General features: G+C 68.8%; 13 protein-coding genes. All 13 read left to right on the top strand.

Features of this window, described 5'->3' with window-relative positions; translation table 11 throughout:
* Window positions 1–17: 17 nt before the first annotated feature.
* Window positions 18–2,387 (top strand): Ig-like domain-containing protein, encoded by a 2,370-nt coding sequence (locus ACIBGM_RS30755; protein ID WP_396387508.1) that lies wholly within the window; start codon window positions 18–20, stop codon window positions 2,385–2,387.
* Complete coding sequence (locus ACIBGM_RS30750; RefSeq protein ID WP_360534342.1) at window positions 2,384–4,384, top strand: ABC transporter substrate-binding protein; 2,001 nt, start codon at window positions 2,384–2,386, stop codon at window positions 4,382–4,384. The genes ACIBGM_RS30755 and ACIBGM_RS30750 overlap by 4 nt, the downstream gene beginning before the upstream one ends.
* Window positions 4,385–5,383, top strand: a complete 999-nt coding sequence (locus ACIBGM_RS30745; protein ID WP_360534344.1) for an ABC transporter permease — start codon at window positions 4,385–4,387, stop codon at window positions 5,381–5,383.
* A gap of 6 nt (window positions 5,384–5,389) precedes the next feature.
* Entirely contained in the window at window positions 5,390–6,529 is a 1,140-nt protein-coding gene (locus ACIBGM_RS30740; RefSeq protein WP_396387507.1) for an ABC transporter permease, read from the top strand.
* A 9-nt stretch (window positions 6,530–6,538) separates the two neighbouring features.
* Window positions 6,539–7,537: an ABC transporter ATP-binding protein gene (locus ACIBGM_RS30735; protein ID WP_360534348.1), complete on the top strand. Its 999-nt coding sequence runs from the start codon at window positions 6,539–6,541 to the stop codon at window positions 7,535–7,537.
* On the top strand, window positions 7,534–8,541 hold the full coding sequence (locus ACIBGM_RS30730) for an oligopeptide/dipeptide ABC transporter ATP-binding protein (protein ID WP_360534350.1): 1,008 nt from the start codon (window positions 7,534–7,536) through the stop codon (window positions 8,539–8,541). The genes ACIBGM_RS30735 and ACIBGM_RS30730 overlap by 4 nt, the downstream gene beginning before the upstream one ends.
* Window positions 8,542–8,569: 28 nt before the next feature.
* A complete protein-coding gene (locus ACIBGM_RS30725; RefSeq protein ID WP_396387506.1) occupies window positions 8,570–10,078 on the top strand; it encodes an ABC transporter substrate-binding protein in 1,509 nt (502 codons plus the stop codon).
* Window positions 10,075–11,139, top strand: a complete 1,065-nt coding sequence (locus ACIBGM_RS30720; protein ID WP_360534354.1) for a sialidase family protein — start codon at window positions 10,075–10,077, stop codon at window positions 11,137–11,139. The genes ACIBGM_RS30725 and ACIBGM_RS30720 overlap by 4 nt, the downstream gene beginning before the upstream one ends.
* Window positions 11,136–12,533 carry a DUF5060 domain-containing protein gene (locus ACIBGM_RS30715; protein WP_360534356.1) on the top strand — a complete coding sequence of 466 codons (1,398 nt, stop codon included), beginning with the start codon at window positions 11,136–11,138 and terminating at the stop codon, window positions 12,531–12,533. The genes ACIBGM_RS30720 and ACIBGM_RS30715 overlap by 4 nt, the downstream gene beginning before the upstream one ends.
* Window positions 12,530–13,690: a DUF5605 domain-containing protein gene (locus tag ACIBGM_RS30710; RefSeq protein WP_396387505.1), complete on the top strand. Its 1,161-nt coding sequence runs from the start codon at window positions 12,530–12,532 to the stop codon at window positions 13,688–13,690. Before ACIBGM_RS30715 ends, ACIBGM_RS30710 begins: the two co-directional genes overlap by 4 nt.
* Window positions 13,690–15,747: a hypothetical protein gene (locus ACIBGM_RS30705; RefSeq protein WP_396387504.1), complete on the top strand. Its 2,058-nt coding sequence runs from the start codon at window positions 13,690–13,692 to the stop codon at window positions 15,745–15,747. The genes ACIBGM_RS30710 and ACIBGM_RS30705 overlap by 1 nt, the downstream gene beginning before the upstream one ends.
* Window positions 15,744–16,904 (top strand): glycoside hydrolase family 28 protein, encoded by a 1,161-nt coding sequence (locus ACIBGM_RS30700; protein ID WP_396387503.1) that lies wholly within the window; start codon window positions 15,744–15,746, stop codon window positions 16,902–16,904. Before ACIBGM_RS30705 ends, ACIBGM_RS30700 begins: the two co-directional genes overlap by 4 nt.
* Window positions 16,905–17,030: 126 nt before the next feature.
* On the top strand, window positions 17,031–19,010 hold the full coding sequence (locus ACIBGM_RS30695; protein ID WP_396387502.1) for a DUF222 domain-containing protein: 1,980 nt from the start codon (window positions 17,031–17,033) through the stop codon (window positions 19,008–19,010).
* Window positions 19,011–19,107: the final 97 nt, after the last annotated feature.

Genomic DNA, 19,107 nt, shown 5'->3' with positions numbered 1-19,107 from the left:
AAAGCGAGGCATGGACGATGACCGAAGCATCCACCGGCTGGACCCGTCGCGGGTTCGTCGCCACCTCCGCCGCCGTCGGAGCCGCCGCCTCCCTGGGCATCACGGTTCCGGCGCACGCCGCGAAGGCCGTGTCCACGGAGGACAAGGTTCCGGCCTTCCCCGGCGCCGAGGGCGCCGGCAAGTGGGCCACCGGCGGCCGCGGCGGAACCGTCTACGAGGTCACCAACCTCAACGACTCCGGCCCCGGCTCGCTGCGGGACGCCGTCTCCGGCTCGAACCGCACCGTGGTCTTCCGGGTGTCCGGCACGATCGTGCTGGAGACCGGCCTGGAGATCGCCGGCAACAACCTCACGATCGCCGGCCAGACCGCCCCCGGCGGCGGCATCTGCGTCTCCGGCCGCGGCACCAGCATCAAGGGCGGTGCGCACGACATCGTCATCCGCTACCTGCGGTTCCGGCTCGGCGACCGCAACGCGGCCGCCGACGACGCCTTCAACACCAACGTGCCCGGCTCGGTCAGCCCGGAGATCCGGAACCTGATCATCGACCACTGCTCGTTCAGCTGGGCGGTCGACGAGTGCCTGTCGCCGTACGGGAACTTCGACGTCACCATCCAGTGGTGCATCATCGCCGAGGGTCTCGCGCTGTCGGCGCACCCGAAGAACCGGCACGGGTACGGCGGCATCTGGGGTGGCGAGCGGAACACCTACCACCACAACCTGATCGCCCACCAGGGCGGCCGGCAGCCGCGGTTCGGCTACACCGAGAACATCAACCTCGAGGTCGACCACCGCAACAACGTGGTCTACGACCACGGCTACACCTCGGTGTACGGCGGTGAGTGGGCCAACGGCATCAACATCGTCGGCAACTACTACAAGCCCGGCCCGAGCACGCTGGGCGAGGTCGCCCCGGTCATCCTGAGCGCGAACCGCGGTGGCCAGTGGCACGTCTCCGGCAACCAGGTGGAAGGCCACCCGGACGTCACCGCGCACAACCGGCGCGGCATCCGGTACCCGATCGGCGGCATCAACGAGCTGCCCCGCCCGCTGCCGTTCGCCGACGAGCTCGAGACGCAGTCCGCGGCCAAGGCGTACGACGCCGTGCTGAAGAACGCCGGCGCCGTCCTGCCGAGACGCGACGCCGCCGACGCGCGGATCGTCGACGACGCCCGCAACGGCACCGGCCGACTGATCAACTCGCAGAAGGAGGTCGGCGGCTTCCCGGTGCTGGCGCAGACCGAGGCGCCGGTCGACTCCGACCACGACGGCATCCCGGACTGGTGGGAGAAGGCGAATGGCCTCGACCCCAACGACCCGTCCGACGCCCAGAAGATCGCGCCGAACGGCTACACCTACCTGGAGAACTACCTCAACTCGATCGTGCCCGACCCGGTCGGCAACCCGACGGTGCGGATCACCAGCCCGGCGTTCAACGAGGTCGTCGCGGCGCGGACGGCGCCGACCGTCACGGTCGAGGCGTCCGCCGCTGCGGACAAGGGCGGCGAGCTGGCCATGGTCGAGTTCTTCAACGGCGACCAGTTGATCGGCACCGCGACCGAGGCGCCGTACCGGATCGAGTGGAAGAACGTTGCCGACGGCTCCTACTGGCTGACCGCCCGGGCCACCGACCGCAACGGCACGGCGACCCAGTCGACCCAGGTGCCGGTGCACGTCAACCTGCAGTCCGGCACGCCGGGCTGGACGTCGGCCGCGATCGGCAAGCCGCCGGTGCCGGGCTCGGGCAGCCTCGACGGCGGGATCCTGACGGTCAAGGGCTCCGGCCGGATCCTCGGGCGCGGCAGCAACTTCCACTACGTCTACCGCAGGCTCCAGGTCGGCGGCGCCGGCTCGGTCGCCCAGATCACCGCCCGGCTGGACAAGATCACCAAGGTGGCCAACGGACTCACCGCCGGCCTGATGATCCGCGACAGTCTCGACCAGGCGGCGCCGTTCATGTACGGCGGCATCGGGTTCGGCGTGGCCGGCGGCACCGGCACGGTCGGCGACGACGGCGGCGTGTCCGGGGTCACCGACGACGGCGGCATGAAGGCGCAGGCGATCCGGATCCAGACCGACGGCCCGTCGCCGAGTGTCGGGCCCTGGCCGTGGACCGAGGACGAGTACCTCGATCCCACCAAGCAGTACTGGCTGCGGCTGCTCCGCCGGGAGCGCCCGCAGGCGAGGGAGGTCGAGTTCGAGGCCTTCATAGCTATTGCAGATGGCATCTCCACCGACAAGGTCAAGTGGGACCGGTTCGGCTACGAGCGGATCGCGATGCCGAGCCGGACCTTCTACATCGGCTTCGCGGTCGACGGGGGCAAGGAGGACAACGGCCTCGTGGACTACGGGACCGCGCAGTTCAGCAACATCACGGTCGAGCAGTGAGGAAAGTGACGATGTCCCAGGAACTACGCAAGGTCGACCGGCGACGGGTGCTGCAGGGCGGGCTCGGGATGCTGGTGGCGGCCACTGTGCCGGGCTGCAGCTTCTTCGACACCAAGCCCGCCGGCACCGGCGCCCAGGCCGCGACGGCCGATCAGCTGGAGTCGCCGATGCTGAAGGCATTGGTGGACAAGGGCACCCTGCCCCCGCTGGCCGAGCGGCTGCCGAAGAACCCGCCGGTGATCAAGCCGCTAGCCGGCAAGGCGGTGTTCGGCGGCACCTGGCGCTCGGCGATGCTGACCCAGGAGGACACCCAGTGGCTGTGGAACGCCCTGGCGTACGAGCCCCTGGTCCGCTGGAAGCCGGACAAGACCGGCAAGCCCGGGTACGACGAGATGGAAGGCAACGTCGCCGAGTTCACGGTCGATGCCGAGAGCAAGGTGATCACGTTCAAGCTCCGCGAGGGCCTGAAGTGGTCCGACGGCAAGCCCTGCACCGCGGACGACCTGCTGTTCACGCTGCTCGAGGTGCAGTGCGACGCCGGGCTGCACCCGGACGGCATCTACGACGCCTTCGCCTCGCCGGACACCGGCAAGATCGCGAAGATCGAGAAGACCGACGAGCGGACCGTCACCCTCACCTACACCGCGCCGCAGCCGTCGCTCATCATCCAGATCGCCGACGGCATCTTCCTGCGCGAGGGCGCCTACGGGATGCTGCTGCCGAAGCACTACTTCCAGCAGTTCCACCTCAAGTACAACCCGAACGCGAACGCGCTGGCGAAGAAGGCCGGTGTCGGCAGCTGGACGGACCTGTTCTCGCAGAAGCAGAACCCGTGGACGAACCCGGACCAGCCGACGCTGGCGCCGTGGAAGGTCGTCACCCCGCTCGGCAAGGGCTCCGCGGTCACCCTGACCCGGAACCCGTACTACTGGAAGGTCGACGACGCGGGCCGGCAGCTGCCGTACATCGACGCCTGCCGGGTCGAGGTCGTGCAGGACGCGCAGGTCGAGCTGCTGAAGGTGATGAACGGCGAGTTCGGCATGCAGTACCGCAACTTCGGCACCGCGCAGAACAAGCCGGTCGTCGCGCAGAACCGGGACAAGGGCGGCTACCGGATCTTCGAGGTGCCGACCCAGCTGACGAACACGATGATCATCGGCCTCAACCAGACCCACAAGAACCCGGTCAAGCGGGCGCTGTTCGCGAACAAGGACTTCCGGATCGGCCTGTCGTACGCGATCAACCGCAAGGAGATCATCGACGCGGTGTACGCCGGCCAGGGTGAGCCGTGGAACTGCGCTCCGCCGAAGGACTCGCCGTACTACAACGAGCAGCTCGCCACGCAGTACCTGGAGTTCGACGAGGCGAAGGCCAACGAGCACCTGGACAAGGCCGGGCTGAAGAAGGCGGCCGACGGCCGCCGGCTGGGCGCGGACGGCAAGCCGGTGTCGGTCACCGTGCTGGTCAGCGAGTCCTTCCCGGACCACGTCGAGGCGATCGAGTTCGTGAAGAAGCGCTGGCGTGCGGTCGGCGTCGAGCTGCGGACCCAGGCGGTCAGCGAGGACCTCGCCAAGGAGCGGGTCAAGGCCAACGACCACGACGCCGGCACCTGGACCGGTGGCACCTTCGTGCTGCCGACCGGAACCGGTGGTGACCACTACTGGGTGCCGACCAACGACGGCAGCGCGCGGTACGGCATCGGCTGGGCGCAGTGGTACCAGTCCGACGGCGAAGAAGGTGTCGAGCCGCCGGCCGAGGTCAAGAAGCAGCTCGAGCTGTTCACCCAGGGCCGGCAGGAGCCGGACCCGGCGAAGACGCTCGACCTCGGCAAGCAGATCCTGCAGATCGCGGCCGACCAGTTCTACTACATCGGCCTGAGCAGCGTCCCGAACACCTACGGCATCGCGAAGAACGACTTCCACAACGTGCCGGACAAGATGATCGAGGCCGTTGCCCCCGGCATCGTCCACCCCGAGCAGTTCGCGATCGGCCAATAGATGCTGCGCTACCTCGCCCGGCGGCTGCTCTGGATGGTGGTGACGCTGGCGGCGATCTCGTTCGTCACCTTCGTCGTCATCAAGCTGCCGCCGGGCGACTACACCACCACCGTCATCGCGAACGCCGAGGCCCGCGGCCAGGACATCCCGGACTCGCAGATCGCCGAGCTGAAACGGCACTACGGCCTCGACAAGCCGTTCATCGTGCAGTACTGGACCTGGATCTCCGGGGTGGTCCTGCACGGCGACCTCGGCCAGTCGTTCGCCTGGAACCAGTCGGTGTCCAGCCTGATCGGCAACCGGGTCATGCTCTCGATCTTCCTGTCGATCGGCAGCCTGCTGTTCGTCTGGGCGATCGCGTTCCCGATCGGCATCTACAGCGCGCTGCGGCAGTACTCGCCCGGTGACTACGTCGCCTCCTTCCTCGGCTTCATCGGGATGGCGGTGCCGGAGTTCATGCTCGCGCTGGTGATGATGTGGATCGGGTTCCGGTACTTCGGCCAGAGCGTCGGCGGGCTGTTCTCACCCGAGTACGCCGACGCCGCCTGGAACCTGGGCAAGCTGATCGACCTGATATCCCACCTCTGGGTGCCGATCGTGGTCGTCGGCGTGGCCGGCACGGCCGGGCTGATCCGGATCACCCGGGCCAACCTGCTCGACGAGCTGCACAAGCCGTACGTCGCGACCGCGCGGGCCAAGGGGTTGCCGGAGTGGAAGCTGCTGCTCAAGTACCCGGTCCGGATGTCGCTCAGCCCGTTCTTCAGCACGGTCGGCTGGCTGCTGCCCGGCCTGATCAGCGGCGAGACGATCGTGTCGGTCGTGATGAGCCTGCCGACCAGCGGCCCGCTGCTGCTCGGCGCGGTGAAGAGCCAGGACATGTACCTGGTCGGCAGTTTCGTCCTGATCCTCAGCGCGCTGACGGTGATCGGCACGATGCTCAGCGACCTCGCGCTGGCCTGGTGGGACCCGCGGATCCGACACCGGCTGTCGAAGGGATAGGGCCTGATGGTTCAGACAATCCAGGAGCAGCCCGCACCGCCGCCGCAGGCCGAACCCGAGGTGGTGAAGAGCCTGCGGGACCACGGCGCGCTGCCGCAGTGGCGGCTGATGTGGCGCCAGTTCCGCAAGCACCGGCTGGCGCTGATCGGTGCGATCGTGCTGCTCCCGATCTACTTCATCGCGATCTTCTCCGGCTTCTTCGCGCCGGCCGCGAGCGACTCCGCGCACACGTCCCTGCCGTACGCGCCGCCGCAGCGGGTGCACCTCTCCACCGAGCACGGCATGTTCGTCTACGGCTACTCGTCCACCCGGGACCAGGAGACGTTCGAGCAGACCTTCACCGTCGACAAGAACAAGATCGTCGACGTCGGCCTGTTCGTCCGCGGTGACGAGTACAAGGTGCTCGGCGTGATCCCGTCCGACATCCACCTGATCGGCCCGACCACGAAGGGCGACCCGTTCTTCCTGCTCGGCGCCGACCAGTCCGGCCGCGACCTGCTGTCCCGGTTGATCCACGGCGCCAAGGTGTCGCTGTCGATCGGCCTGGTCGGGGTGGCCGCGAGCTTCGTGCTCGGCATCCTGATCGGCGGCATCTCCGGGTACTTCGGCGGGCCGATCGACAACGCGATCCAGCGGGTCATCGAGTTCATCATGTCGATCCCGACACTGCCGCTGTGGATGGCGTTGTCGGCGGCGCTGCCGGACAGCTGGGGACCACTGACCAGGTACTTCGCGATCACCGTGATCCTGTCGCTGATCGGCTGGACCGGGCTGGCCCGCGACGTCCGGGGCCGGTTCCTCAGCCTGCGCGAGGAGGACTTCGTGATGGCCGCGCGGCTGGACGGGGTCGGCCAGCGCGGAATCATCGTCGGCCACATGGTGCCCTCGTTCGCCAGCCACATCATCGCGTCGGTGTCGATGGCGGTGCCGCGGATGATCCTCGGCGAGACCAGCCTGAGCTTCCTCGGCCTCGGCCTGCAGGCGCCGGCCGTGAGCTGGGGTGTGCTGCTCGAAGGCGCGCAGAACATCCGCGCGGTCGCCACCGCTCCCTGGCTGCTGACACCAGGTCTCGCGGTCGTGGTCGTCGTACTGGCCATGAACTTCGTCGGCGACGGCCTCCGCGACGCCGCGGATCCCTACAAGTAGGAGGACCTCGTGCAACCTCTCCTGGAAGTCCGAGACCTCCGGACGCACTTCGAGCTCGACGACGGCGTGGTCAAGGCCGTCGACGGCGTCAGCCTGACCGTACGGCGCGGCCGCACGCTGGCCGTGGTCGGCGAGTCGGGCTGCGGCAAGAGCGTCACCGCGCGGTCCATCCTGCGCCTGGTCGAGCGCCCGGCCCGGATCGTCGGCGGCGAGATCCTGCTGTACGGCGACGAGCCGTCGGACGACCCGCTGGACCTGCTGGCCGCGAAGGACAAGCGGTTGCGCGAGGTGCGGTGGTCGGACATCGCGATGGTGTTCCAGGAGCCGATGGCCTCGCTCAGCCTGGTGCACACGGTCGGCAACCAGATCATCGAGGCGGTCCGGCTGCACGAGAACCTCGGCAAGGCCGAGGCCCGGGAGCGGGCGATCGAGATGCTCGGCCGGGTCGGCATCCCGGACGCGAAGCGCCGGGTCGACTCGTACCCGTTCGAGCTCAGTGGTGGCATGCGGCAACGAGCGATGATCGCGATGGCGCTGGCCTGCCGGCCGCGGCTGCTGATCGCGGACGAGCCGACGACCGCGCTGGACGTCACCACGCAGGCGCAGATCCTGGACCTGCTGCAGGATCTCCAGCAGGAGCTGGGGATGGCGATCATGCTGATCACCCACGACCTCGGCGTCGCCGCGCAGGTGGCCGACGAGGTGGCCGTGATGTACCTCGGCGAAGTGGTCGAGCACGGGCCGGCCCTCTCGGTGCTGAGCGATCCGAAGCACCCGTACACGCAGGCGCTGGTCCGCTCGGTCCCTCGGCTCGGCCAACGCGGTCAGGGCCGGTTGGCCGCCGTACGCGGGACTGTGCCGCCGCCGTACGAACGCCCGTCGGGGTGCCGGTTCCACCCGAGGTGCGACGCGTTCATGGCCGGCAAGTGCGATCTGACCGTGCCGGCGCGGGTGCGCGCCGACGACACCGACGTCGCCTGTCTGCTGTACGGCGAGGGGGAACGATGACCGACCTGCTGACCACTGAAGGCCTGACCATGCACTTCCCGCTGCACAGCGGGTTCTTCGCCCGCAACCGTGGTGTGGTGAAGGCCGTCGACGGGGTCGACCTGTCGATCAAGGCCGGCCGGACGCTCGGGCTGGTGGGGGAGTCGGGCTGCGGCAAGACGACGCTCGGCCGCTGCATCGTGCGCGCCTACGAGCCGACGGCGGGCAGCATCCGGTACGACGGCGTGGACTTGGCGAAGCTGTCCGAGAAGGAGCTGAAGCCGTACCGCGCCGAGGTCCGGCTGATCTTCCAGGACCCGCACTCCTCACTCGACCCGCGCAAGACGCTGCGCGACATCATCGCCGAGCCGCTGCGGGTGCAGGAGGCAGGAACGCGTGACGAGATCGACGACAAGGTCGCCGAGCTGCTGAAGCGGGTCGGGCTGCGAGCCGAGTACGCGCATCGCTACCCGCACGCCTTCAGCGGTGGTGAGCGGCAGCGCGTGGTCATCGCGCGGGCGCTCGCGACCGATCCGCGGCTGGTGGTCGCGGACGAGGCGGTCAGCGCGCTGGACGTGTCGGTCCGGGCACAGATCCTGAACCTGCTGAAGGACCTGCAGGAGGAGTCCGGCCTCACGTACCTGTTCGTGTCCCACGACCTCGGCATCGTCGAGCACGTCGCCGACGACGTCGCGGTGATGTACGTCGGCAAGCTGGTGGAGAGCGCGTCGACCGACGAGCTGTACAGCAAGCCGCTGCACCCGTACACCGAGGCGCTGCTGAGCGCCGTACCCGATCCTGATCCCGCGTCGCGTGGCAAGCGCTCCCGCATCATGCTGCGCGGCGAGATCGCGGACCCGTCCAAGGTGCCGCCGGGCTGCCCGTTCAGCCCGCGCTGCGGCTACGCCGAGGACCGCTGCCGCACCGAAGTCCCTCAGCTGCGCGAGGTCGGCGGCCGCCGTGTCGCCTGCCACTTCGCCGAGCAGCTCGACCTGAAGGGTGTCAGCGCCGCCGTCTCGGCCTGATGCCACCGCCCCTTACGAAAGGCCCAGCATGTCCGACAAGCAAGGTATGTCCCGGCGCGGGTTCGTGCGCAACAGCGCGCTGATCGGCGGCCTCGCCGCCCTCGGCGGCGCGCTGCCCGCCACCACCGCGGCGGCGACCGGCTCCACGTCCGCCGTCCCGCGCGCGGGCGCCCGCTCGGCGGCCGGTGTGGTCGACATCCCGAACCGCTACGGCAAGCCGTTCTCGGTGGCCGACGACGAGCTGTTCATCTTCGCGGTGAACTTCAAGCCGTTCGAGCTCGGCGGCGACGACGCCGGCCGGGAGGCGACCCGGTACTTCGACACCGTGTTCGGCGACGCGATCCGGGCCAAGTTCCCGGCCGTGAAGATCAAGTACGCGACCTGGGACTACCCGATCCGGTACGAGGACATCGCCAAGGCGGGCCGGGTGCCGGACCTGATCATCGAGGACCCGCGGACCCGGATCGACCGCGACCTCGAGCCGCTCGGCTGGGTCCAGGACATGACCCCGCTGGTGCAGCAGGCCGGGATCGACCTGTCCGCGCTGAACCTGGGCTCGGTCGAGCTGGTCAAGTCCCGCTCCGACGGCGGCCTGTACGGCGTCCCGGTCTTCATCGACGAGCACGTGCTGCTCTACAACAAGCTGATCTTCGACAAGTTCGGGATCCGCTACCCCCGGGTCGGGTCGACGTACGACGACATCTACAAGACCGCGAAGTCGCTGACCCGGCAGGACGGGATCGACCACTACAAGGGCTTCATGCAGCACCCGGACAACTACCTGGCGCTGAACCAGCTCGGCCTGTACCCGTTCGTGCCCGGCAGCAGCGAGCAGCCGGCGCCGGAGGACGTCAAGGTCAGCCTGACCACGGCTGAGTGGAAGCAAGTCGCCCACAACATGAACCGGCTCCTGCAGTTGCCGGGGAACACGTTCACCACGGTGGACGACTTCTTCAAGGGCGACATGAGCTTCCCGGGTCACCTGGCGATGGCGGTGCACACGCTGTCGAAGCTGAACGCCTACGCGCTGAACCCGCTGTACGTCGAGGAGGACGACGCCGAGGACTACGCCGAGTGGGCCAAGAGCGTGCAGATCGGCGTCACCTCGATGCCGGTGCTGTCCCGCGGCTCCACCGCGATCTACCAGCCGAACGCCCGGGCCGCCTTCATCCCGCCGCAGTCGGCGCACAAGGAGAATTCGCTCGAGATCGTCAAATACCTGGTGTCGGAGGAGATCCAGACCCGGATCTCGTCGTACGGCGTCAAGGCGGTGCTGCAGACCGATGCGGTCGTCAACGCGTTCGGTACGGCGCTGCCGGAGTTGCGCGGGATCGACACGTCGGCCGTGTACTGGGGCGACAACGCGGTGGTCAAGAACTACCAGAACACCGAGTACTGGGACATCCCGCTGTACAAGGTGTTCCGCCAGCATGTGCTGATCGACGGCATGGACGTCGACTCGTCGCTGCAGGTCGCCGAACAGCTCGACATCCCCAACTACATCAAGGCCCAGGCCGCCGCAGGACTCACATGGTGACCGATCCCCGCTTCGACGGAGTGCTGAGGGAAGACTCAGCGCTGCTGCCGACGCTGCATCCGGGCGACAGTCACGCCGCCACGCTCGTGGAGACACCGGCGGGCGATCTGCTGTGTGCCTGGTTCAACGGTCCCGGGGAGGGCGAGCCGGACACGAACATCGTGCTGTCCCGCCTCCCCGCGGGCTCTTCTCAGTGGCTCGCGCCCGAGCAGCTGTCCGCGGACCCGGAACGGTCCGAGCAAAACCCGCTGCTGTTCGTGCTGCCTTCGGGTGAGGTGTGGTTGCTGCACACCTCCAACGAGCCGCACGACCAGAGCACGTCGCGGGTGATCCGCCGGATCTCGCACGACGGCGGTCTCACGTGGGATCCGGGTGAGGTGATGTTCGACCGGCTCGGCAGTTTCATCCGGAACCCGATTGTCGTGCTCAGCAACGGTGAGTGGCTGCTTCCGGCGTACGACTGCGACAAAAACGGTGAGACCACGGTCGTCCAGCTCAGCTCGGACGGCGGCCGCACCTGGACGCCGGGCGACCTGCCGGAAGGGTTGGGACAGGTCCAGCTGAGCGCGGTCGAGATCGCGCCGGGCGAGCTGCTCGGCTACTTCCGCAGCCGGGCGGCGGACCGGATCCACCGGTCGGTCTCGAAGGATTATGGCCGGACGTGGTCGGCGCCGGAGCGGACCGCGCTGCCGAACAACAACTCCGCGATCCAGCTGCTCCGGCTGGGCGACGGCCGGCTGGTCCTGGTCTTCAACGACTCGTCGGCCGAGCGGGACCAGTTCCGGTGGGTCCCGGACGGCAAGGGCGGCGTACGGCGGAAGACGCTGCGGACTCCGCTCACGCTGGCACTGTCCGAGGACGACGGCGCGACCTGGCCGTACTGGCGGAACCTGCAGGTGCAGGACGAGGAGTACCGAGACAACGAGTTCGGGTACTCGTACCCGACGCTGCTGCAGACCCGCGACGGGCGGCTGCACGTCGCGTACTCCTACCTGCGCAAGACCATCAAGCACGTGATCCTCTCCCCGGAGTGGATCGAGGCGGGAGACCGACTTCCATGAGTTCTGTCGAGCAGTGGGGGCTGCACGAGGTCACCTACTCCGGACCGTCGGACGGCAACCCGTTCGCGGACGTCGTACTGCGGGTGTCGTACCGCTACCGGAACCGGGTGGTGACCGTCGACGGCTTCTACGACGGGGACGGGGTCTACAAGGCCCGCTTCTCGCCGGACCGGGTCGGCCGGTGGGACTACGTCACCTCCAGCTCAGCCCCCGCGCTCGACGGACAGCGTGGTTCGTTCGAGTGCGTCCCGCCCGGCCCCGGCAACCACGGGCCGGTCGGGGCGCACGGCGCGCACCACTTCGCGTACGCCGACGGCACGCGCTACGACTGCATCGGGACGACCTGCTACCACTGGACGTACGAGTCCAAGGAGATCCAGGAGCTCACGCTCGCCTCGTTGCGGTCGGCACCTTTCGACAAGGTGCGGATGTGCCTGCTGCCGACCGAGGGGATGCGTCCGGAGCGGCTGCCGTTCGCCGGGACGACGCCTGGCTCGGTCGACGTCGGGCGCTTCGATCCGGAGTGGTTCCAGCACTTCGAGGGCCGAGTCGCGGATCTGCTCGCGCTGGGGATCCAGGCGGACCTGATCCTGTTCCACCCCTACGACCGGGGTGTGTGGGGCTTCGACCGGATGACGCCGGCGCAGGACGAGGCGTTCCTGCGCTACGTGGTCGCCCGGCTGGCGGCGTACCGGAACGTCTGGTGGTCGCTGTCGAACGAGTACGACTTCAACCACGAGAAGACGATCGCGGACTGGGACCGGCTGCTGCAGCTGGTGCAGCGATTCGACCCGTACCAGCGGCTGCGATCGATCCACAACGGGACCAAGATGTACGAGGTCTTCACGCCGTACGACTTCGGCAAGCCGTGGATCACGCACCAGAGCGTGCAGCACTGGGACGGCGCCGAGGTCGCCGCCTGGCGGTCCTGTCCGAAGCCGGTGGTGATCGACGAGATCGGCTACGAGGGCAACGCCGGGCGCCGCTGGGGCAACCTCACTGCAGCCGAGCTCGTGCATCGGTTCTGGCAGGGCATGACGCTCGGCGGGTACGTCGGCCACGGCGAGTCCTTCGTCGACCGCGAGACCCGCGCGTGGATCTCGATCGGCGGTCGGCTGTACGGCGAGAGCAGTGCGCGGATCGCCTTCCTGCGGGACGTGATGGCCGGTGTTCCACGGTTGCCGAACGGTGACGTCGATCTGGAGCATTGCGTGCTGCACTACCTGGGCGACCGGCAGCCGTCGTACGTCGAGCTCGAGCTGCCGGATGCGTCGTACAACTTCGAGCTCATCGACATCCTCGACATGACCATCACACCCCTTGATTCCTACTCCGGCCGCTGCCGCATCCCGCTGCCGGCACGCCCGTACCTAGCCCTGCGAGGCACCCGATGACAGATGTAGAGCGCTGGGGGCTGCTGGAACTTCAGGTCGACGGCCCAGTCGCCATGGAGTTCCATCATGAAGACGACTCCGCGTATGTCGAGTCGTTCCGCGACGGGGACCAGTGGCTCATCCGCTTCATGCCAAGCCTGGAAGGCACCTGGCGCTACACAGGTGCTGTGTCGGGCGTGTTCACTTGCACCCCTGCGACGACACGCGGTCCGGTTCGTCGCTCCGGGACCACGTTGCGGTCTGCTGACGGGACGCCGTACCACCCGCTGACGACCACGTGGTTCGGGACACCAGACAACTGGCCTGAAGCGTGCCGTGCGCTGGCCGCGTCACCCTTCAACCGCGTCCGCTTGTGCGCCTCGGCGGACTCCGTCGATGCGCAGGTGCGGGATCTCTCGGCCGTCGACATGGTCGCCGAGATCGTGGTCGACTCGTTCGTTCCCGAGGTGGTCAGTCGGCTCGCGGCGTACCGCAACATCACGTGGTGCATCGAGAACACTGCCGACGTACGTGCTGTGGCCGAGCAGATCGCGGAGTACGACTCCGGCCGGCACCTCATCTCCGCCCACGCGGCAGCCGACCCCGGAGTGCCCTGGCTCACCCACCTCAGCGTCTCGCTGGAGAACCTGCGTGGCGTGTCCGCCCTACGACGCGACTACGACAAGCCTGTCCACGTGGATGCTTGCGGCTACGAGGGCAACGGCTCCACTCCCGACACCAGTCTGACCGCCCAGGAGATGCTCACCCGCATCTGGGAAGGGACAGTCCGGGGCGCCTATGTGACCCACGGCGAGTGGTACGTCGACCACGCGAGCGGACCGTGGTCCGACGGGGGAGTGCGGCCGACCGGTGTGGCCGCACAACGACTGCGGTTGCTGCGTGAGGTGCTGGACGAGTTGCCTGACGGCGTGGAGCCGATCGACGACTACCGGGACGCTCCGACGCTCGCCGTACCGGGGAGCTACTACCTGCAGTACCTCGGTGAGCACCAGTTCCCGGACCGCACGTTCAGCCTGCCGGCCGGGACCTATCAGGTGGAGGTCCTGGACGTCTGGAACCACAGCGTCCGCCGGACAGTCGAGAATGTCGAGGAGTCGCTGACTGTGCGCCTGCCTGGCACGCAGTACCAGGCCATCCAGATCCGGCGGACCGCCTGATGCCCCCTCTCGTCTCCGGCACCCGCACCGCGGAACTCCGCAGAACCCCCGCTGGAGTAGTCCTCCACCTAGGCCACGCCACCACAAGCACGTACGTCGAGCGGCCGATTGCCGAACTGCTGACCTGCTCGGCGGGCCGCCCGTGGCAGCCGAACGCCATGCAGCCCGAGGGCTGGTGGATCTCCCGCCGCCCCGGCGAGCACCGAGCCGGCTGCCGCACCGGCCCGGTCGCCGTCGAGGTCCGCCTGTCCTTCGACGACGCCGACCGCTTGAACCTCGAGCTGCGCTGGCGCAACACCGGGCAGCGCCGGCTGGGTGACCTCGCCGTCGGCCTGCTGCTCGACATCGGCCGGCTCACCGACTGCCAGATCACGCTGCCCGGCCTGATCTACAACGACAACCCGTCCGCGGACCCGGCCCGCGCCATCCCGCGGATCGGCCCAGCGCCGGGCGGGGGTTTCATCGCCGAGGAGGACCGACTGCCGATCCCCGGCGTCAACCTCGAGTGGCGCGCCGGCCGTGAACGTCGCTGGCTGAGCGTCTTCTCCCGTCCGGCCGCACGCCGTTCGGGCGACGGACTCGTGCGCTATGGCTCGCTCGGCCTGATCCGCCGCGATGGTCCAGTGGTCGCGGCGTTGAGCGGCGCACTGATGTTCGACGGCAAGCAGGACGTGCGCTACGTCAGCAAGGCCGAGACCGAGTCGACCGACGACGGCTACCTCACGTTGCTGCCCGGTGAGGTGTACACCCAGCAGTTGGTGTTCGACTGGGGTCCGCAGGAGTTCCGCGGGCACGCGTTCCGGAACCTCGTCCGGACTGGCCGATCGCTGTTCGACTCACCGGGCGCGGCACCGCTCGACCTGGACGAGATCATCGCGCGGAAGACCGTTGCGCTCGACAACCGGTGGTACCGCGACGGGACGGTCGCGGGCTACACCAAGTTCAGCGACGTCGCCGGCAACGGACCCGTCAAAGCCCGGCACTTCCTGTACGGCTGGACCGGCCAAGCGCTGAAGCTCGCCTGGTGCGACGCCCGGCTCGGCTTCGAGTCGGGCGACCGGACCCGGATCGACCGCTGCCGCGCGGCCGTCGAGTTCTACCTGGCCGGCAGTTCGACGCGCACCCCCGGCCTGCGGCACAACGCCTACCAGGTCGGCAGCCGCCGCTGGACCAGCTTCCGCTCCGGCGGCCGCGCGATGGTGTCCAGCCGCGCGTACGGCGAGACGATCGCCGACCTGGCCGAGATCATCGCGCTGTTCCGCTCCCGCGGCGAACCGGTGCCGCCGTCCTGGCCGGACGCGCTGGTCGCCTCCTTGAAGTTCCTCCGGACGGCGTTGCTCCCGGACGGCACGTTCCCGATCGGCTGGCGCCTGGACGGCACTCCGTCGTCGACCGCGCTCTCGGCGGCCGGCATCCCGTGTGTCCTGGCTGCGTTGAAGGCGTCCGCCGTACTGGACGACTCGTGGCTGTTGTCGGAGGCAACGACGTGGTTGACGCGCTACCACGGGCAGCACGCGCGGACCTTCGACCGGCCGTTCGCCCGCTCCACCTTGGACGCGGCCTGCGAGGACAAGGAAGCGGGGATGTACTACTTCCTCGCCGCGTACGAGCTCTACCGCCTGACCGGCGACGACCTCTACGCCTCCTGGGCCGAGGTCGCCGCGGACTGGCTCCTCACCTGGGTCTATGTCTGGTCCCCCGAACAAGACCTCGACGCCCCGCTCCGCGCCCGCAACTTCAACGCCGTCGGCTGGCCCACAGTCAGCGTCCAGAACCACCACCTGGACGTCTTCTTCCCCACTGCGGAGCTCCACACCTTCGGCCACCTCACCGACAACCCGCACTACACCCAAGCAGCCGAAACCACCCTCCACGCCCTCTCCCAAACCATCGCCGCCACCCCCGGCGACTGGGGCTTCCAGATCCCCGGCGAACAAGGCGAAGCCGTGTTCCAGACCCACTGGCAACGCCGCGGCCACGCCAACACCTGGAACCCCTCCTGGGTCATCGCCGTCCCGCTGGCCAACGCCCTCCGGCTCCGCGAGCCCACCGGATGACCGACCACCTCATCACCAAGTACGGCGCCCGGACGGACTCCGACTGCTCGGATGCGATCGACCTTGCCGTTCGGGCGTGTGAACTCAGCGGTGGTCGGGTCGTGGTTCCTGCCGGGACGTTCGTCACCGGGCCGATTCGGCTGCGCAGCAACGTCGAGCTGCATCTCGCGGCCGGCGCGACCCTGCGGTTCCGCACCGACCCCTCGTCGTACCCGATCGTCCGGACGCGCTGGCAGGGGATCGAGTGCCTCAGCCACTCACCGCTGATCTACGCGTACGACGAAGTCAACGTCGCCGTCACCGGACCCGGCACCCTGGACGGCGGCGCCTCCACGGACAACTGGTGGCGCGACACGAAACCGGTCGCTGACTGGAACCGCCTGCTGGAGATGGTCGCCGCCGACGTTCCCGTCGAGGAGCGTCACTTCGAACCAGGGCACGGCTTCCGGCCCAGCTTCATCCAGCCGTACCGCTGCCGGCGGGTCCGCATCGAGGATGTCCGGATCGTCAATGCCCCGATGTGGGTTGTGCACCCGGTGCTGAGCTCCGACATCGTCGTCCGCGGGATCACCGTCGACAGCCGCGGCCCGAACAACGACGGCTGCAACCCCGACTCCTGCCGCGACGTGGTGATCAGCGGCTGCTCGTTCGACACCGGCGACGACTGCATCGCGATCAAGTCCGGCCGCGACGCCGACGGCCGGCGCGTCGCCGTACCCTGCGAGAACATCGTCGTCGAGAACTGCCGCTTCGGCACCGGCCACGGCGCCGTCACCATCGGCAGCGAAACCAGCGGCGGTATCCGCAACGTCCTGGCCCGCGACCTGCACTTCACCGGCCCCAACCTCGACCACGCCCTCCGCCTCAAAACCAACTCCCACCGCGGCGGCCGCATCGAAGACATCACCCTCCGCGACTCCCAAGCCGACGCCCTCACCGCCGCCGCCATCCTGATAGACACCCACCACGCCGACCCGAAGGTCACAGGCGCCCACCACCCCACCATCCAAACCATCACCATCTCCGGCCTACAAATCCACCACGCCCCCAACACCCTGCAACTCCGCGACACCCTCCAATCTCCAGTCCACAACCTCACGTTGACCGCCGGCCAACCCGCAGGCTCATGCGCGCACTACGGTGCCGAGGGCAACTAGCGCATTCCGACCTGCCGGTTGTCCACAAGTGTGCGCGGATGTGGACAACCTGAGTCACTGCGATCCCTTGAAAACAAGGGTTTCCTGGCTTTGAAATCTGTCGGTTGGGTTGCCTAGAGTTGCTGTATGGAGCTTCTGGGTGAGCGGCCCGTGTGGTCGATGAGCGGCAGCGAGATGCTGTCAACTCTCGACACGCTGGAAGCTGAGCTCGTCCGCCTTCAGACGTACCGCTTACGCGTGATCGCCGGCTTGGAGGAGATCGGCTACGCCGAGGAGCTGGGCGCCCACGACACCGCCCGCCTACTCGCCTTCCGCTACCGCCTCGACAGCGCCGAGGCCCACCGCGACGTCCGCCTGGCCCGCGCCCTCCCGAAGTACCCCACGATCTCCGCCGCCCTCCCCACCCCCAACCCCACACCCAGCTCCAGCGCCCCCGACACCGCCGCCTCCGACGCCACCGCCTCCGACGCCGGCGCTCCGGGCACTGCCGCCTCCGACACCGGTGCCGGCGGCTCCGAGCCCGCTGACGCCGATGAGCGTGCGAAGGGCGACTCCGCCGACATCGGTGCGCGTCCCCTGCGTCCTGCCCAGGCCCACGCGATCGTCGGTGCCCTCGAGCGCGTCGCAAAGCGGGTCCCGATGGACGACCTCTCGGTGGCTGAGCGACAGCTCGTCGAATTGGCAGCCCATCTGTCACCTGCGGAGCTCCGCAAGGCCGGCAAGGAAATCGGCGACCTTCTCGACTCCGACGGTCCCGGACCTGACGAGCACAAGGCCTATGCACGCGAGTCCCTGACACTGAGCAACGTCGACAACGGGGTGAAGTTCCGTGGCTACCTGGCCAATGAGAATGCCGAGCTCCTCCGCTCCCTCACCCACGCCGGTGCCCGCCCCCACAAGAGCGCCGACGGCGAACTGGACCCACGGCCCCGCGACAAGCGCCAGGCCGACGCCCTGACCGCCGCGCTGATCATCGCCGCAGCCGCCACCGACACCGCCTTCCACCCACGACGGCCTACCGCGCCGGACCTCACCACCCCGTCCAGCCGCACCACCACCGCCGGCCCGGACACCACCGCCGTGCACTCCGACGCCACCAGCGCCCGCTCCGACACCGAGGCCGCTCGCCCCGGTGCTACCGCCGACGCGGGCACTGCGGGTGCCGACGGTGGCTGGGTGCCCGGGTTCGGCGCAAAGGCGAACATCACCGTGACCATCGACTTCAACGACCTGAAAGCCGCCACCGCGAACGCAACCGGTCGACTGGTGTACGGCGACGCGCTGTCAGCGGCCGCGATCCGCCGCCTGGCCTGCGATGCCAAGATCATCCCGCTGGTGTTGGGGTCCAACTCCGAGCCACTCGACGTCGGCCGCTCCGAACGCCTCGTCACGCGCGCGATGCGCCGTGCCCTCAACGCACGCGACAAGGGCTGCGTAGTCTGTGGCGCCCCACCCATCCACTGCGACGCCCACCACCTGACATCCTGGATCGACGGTGGCCGCACGGCGACCAATAACTTGGTCCTGCTCTGCCGCCGGCACCACATCGACCTCCACGCCGGCCACTGGACCATCACCATCACCGACGGCACCGTCCACGTAAGCCGCCCCACCTGGGCCGACCCACCACCCAACCTTCACTCGACCCGCCCCACCACCGAAGCCCGCCCACCCGCCTCTGCCCCCGCGGGTCTCCGCCCACCCGCCTGCGCCCCCGCAGATCCCTGCCCTACCCAGCCCCCGACTGCTTCCCGTCCTACTCAGGGCTCGGTTGGTTCGCGTCCTGCTCGGGGCCTGGCTGGGTCGAGTCCTGAGCAGAGTCCGGATGAGGCGGAGTTTGCTTTCAGTCGGGGTGGTTCGCGGCCCGTGCCTGCGCCGCCATCCGCGGGCGATGATCCAGCCGCCACGACCTCGGCGCCGGCAACCGCAGCCGAGGCCACCCGCTCGAAGTGGCGAGCTGACGAACACGTCCGCCGGCAAGCCGCTCGATTCGCAGTGTGGGGCGACGATCCACCCGACGAGCCCCTCGAGTTGCCGCGGCGACTTGCCCGCGCCCCAAGAGCCGGCAGCAGGGCGGGCCCTCCGTCGGCAACGACTGTGGGGTGAGCCGGTCGTCGGCGTCGTACGGCGAGCGATCGCGCACGAGCGGCCGTCGACGGACTTGGCATCGGTTCACCGCTCTGTAGGACGACGCCAGCTGTTC

The organism is Kribbella sp. NPDC050470, from assembly GCF_044458365.1.
Lineage (GTDB): Bacteria > Actinomycetota > Actinomycetes > Propionibacteriales > Kribbellaceae > Kribbella.
Note: the sequence above shows the minus strand (reverse complement) of the source record. Positions and strands in the feature narration are given on the sequence as shown.

Coding starts and splice junctions, on each gene's coding strand:
- ACIBGM_RS30725 (WP_396387506.1), top strand. CDS start 8,570: ATGTCCGACAAGCAAGGTATGTCCCGGCGCGGGTTCGTGCGCAACAGC.
- ACIBGM_RS30730 (WP_360534350.1), top strand. CDS start 7,534: ATGACCGACCTGCTGACCACTGAAGGCCTGACCATGCACTTCCCGCTG.
- ACIBGM_RS30745 (WP_360534344.1), top strand. CDS start 4,385: ATGCTGCGCTACCTCGCCCGGCGGCTGCTCTGGATGGTGGTGACGCTG.
- ACIBGM_RS30740 (WP_396387507.1), top strand. CDS start 5,390: ATGGTTCAGACAATCCAGGAGCAGCCCGCACCGCCGCCGCAGGCCGAA.
- ACIBGM_RS30710 (WP_396387505.1), top strand. CDS start 12,530: ATGACAGATGTAGAGCGCTGGGGGCTGCTGGAACTTCAGGTCGACGGC.
- ACIBGM_RS30705 (WP_396387504.1), top strand. CDS start 13,690: ATGCCCCCTCTCGTCTCCGGCACCCGCACCGCGGAACTCCGCAGAACC.
- ACIBGM_RS30695 (WP_396387502.1), top strand. CDS start 17,031: ATGGAGCTTCTGGGTGAGCGGCCCGTGTGGTCGATGAGCGGCAGCGAG.
- ACIBGM_RS30715 (WP_360534356.1), top strand. CDS start 11,136: ATGAGTTCTGTCGAGCAGTGGGGGCTGCACGAGGTCACCTACTCCGGA.
- ACIBGM_RS30700 (WP_396387503.1), top strand. CDS start 15,744: ATGACCGACCACCTCATCACCAAGTACGGCGCCCGGACGGACTCCGAC.
- ACIBGM_RS30755 (WP_396387508.1), top strand. CDS start 18: ATGACCGAAGCATCCACCGGCTGGACCCGTCGCGGGTTCGTCGCCACC.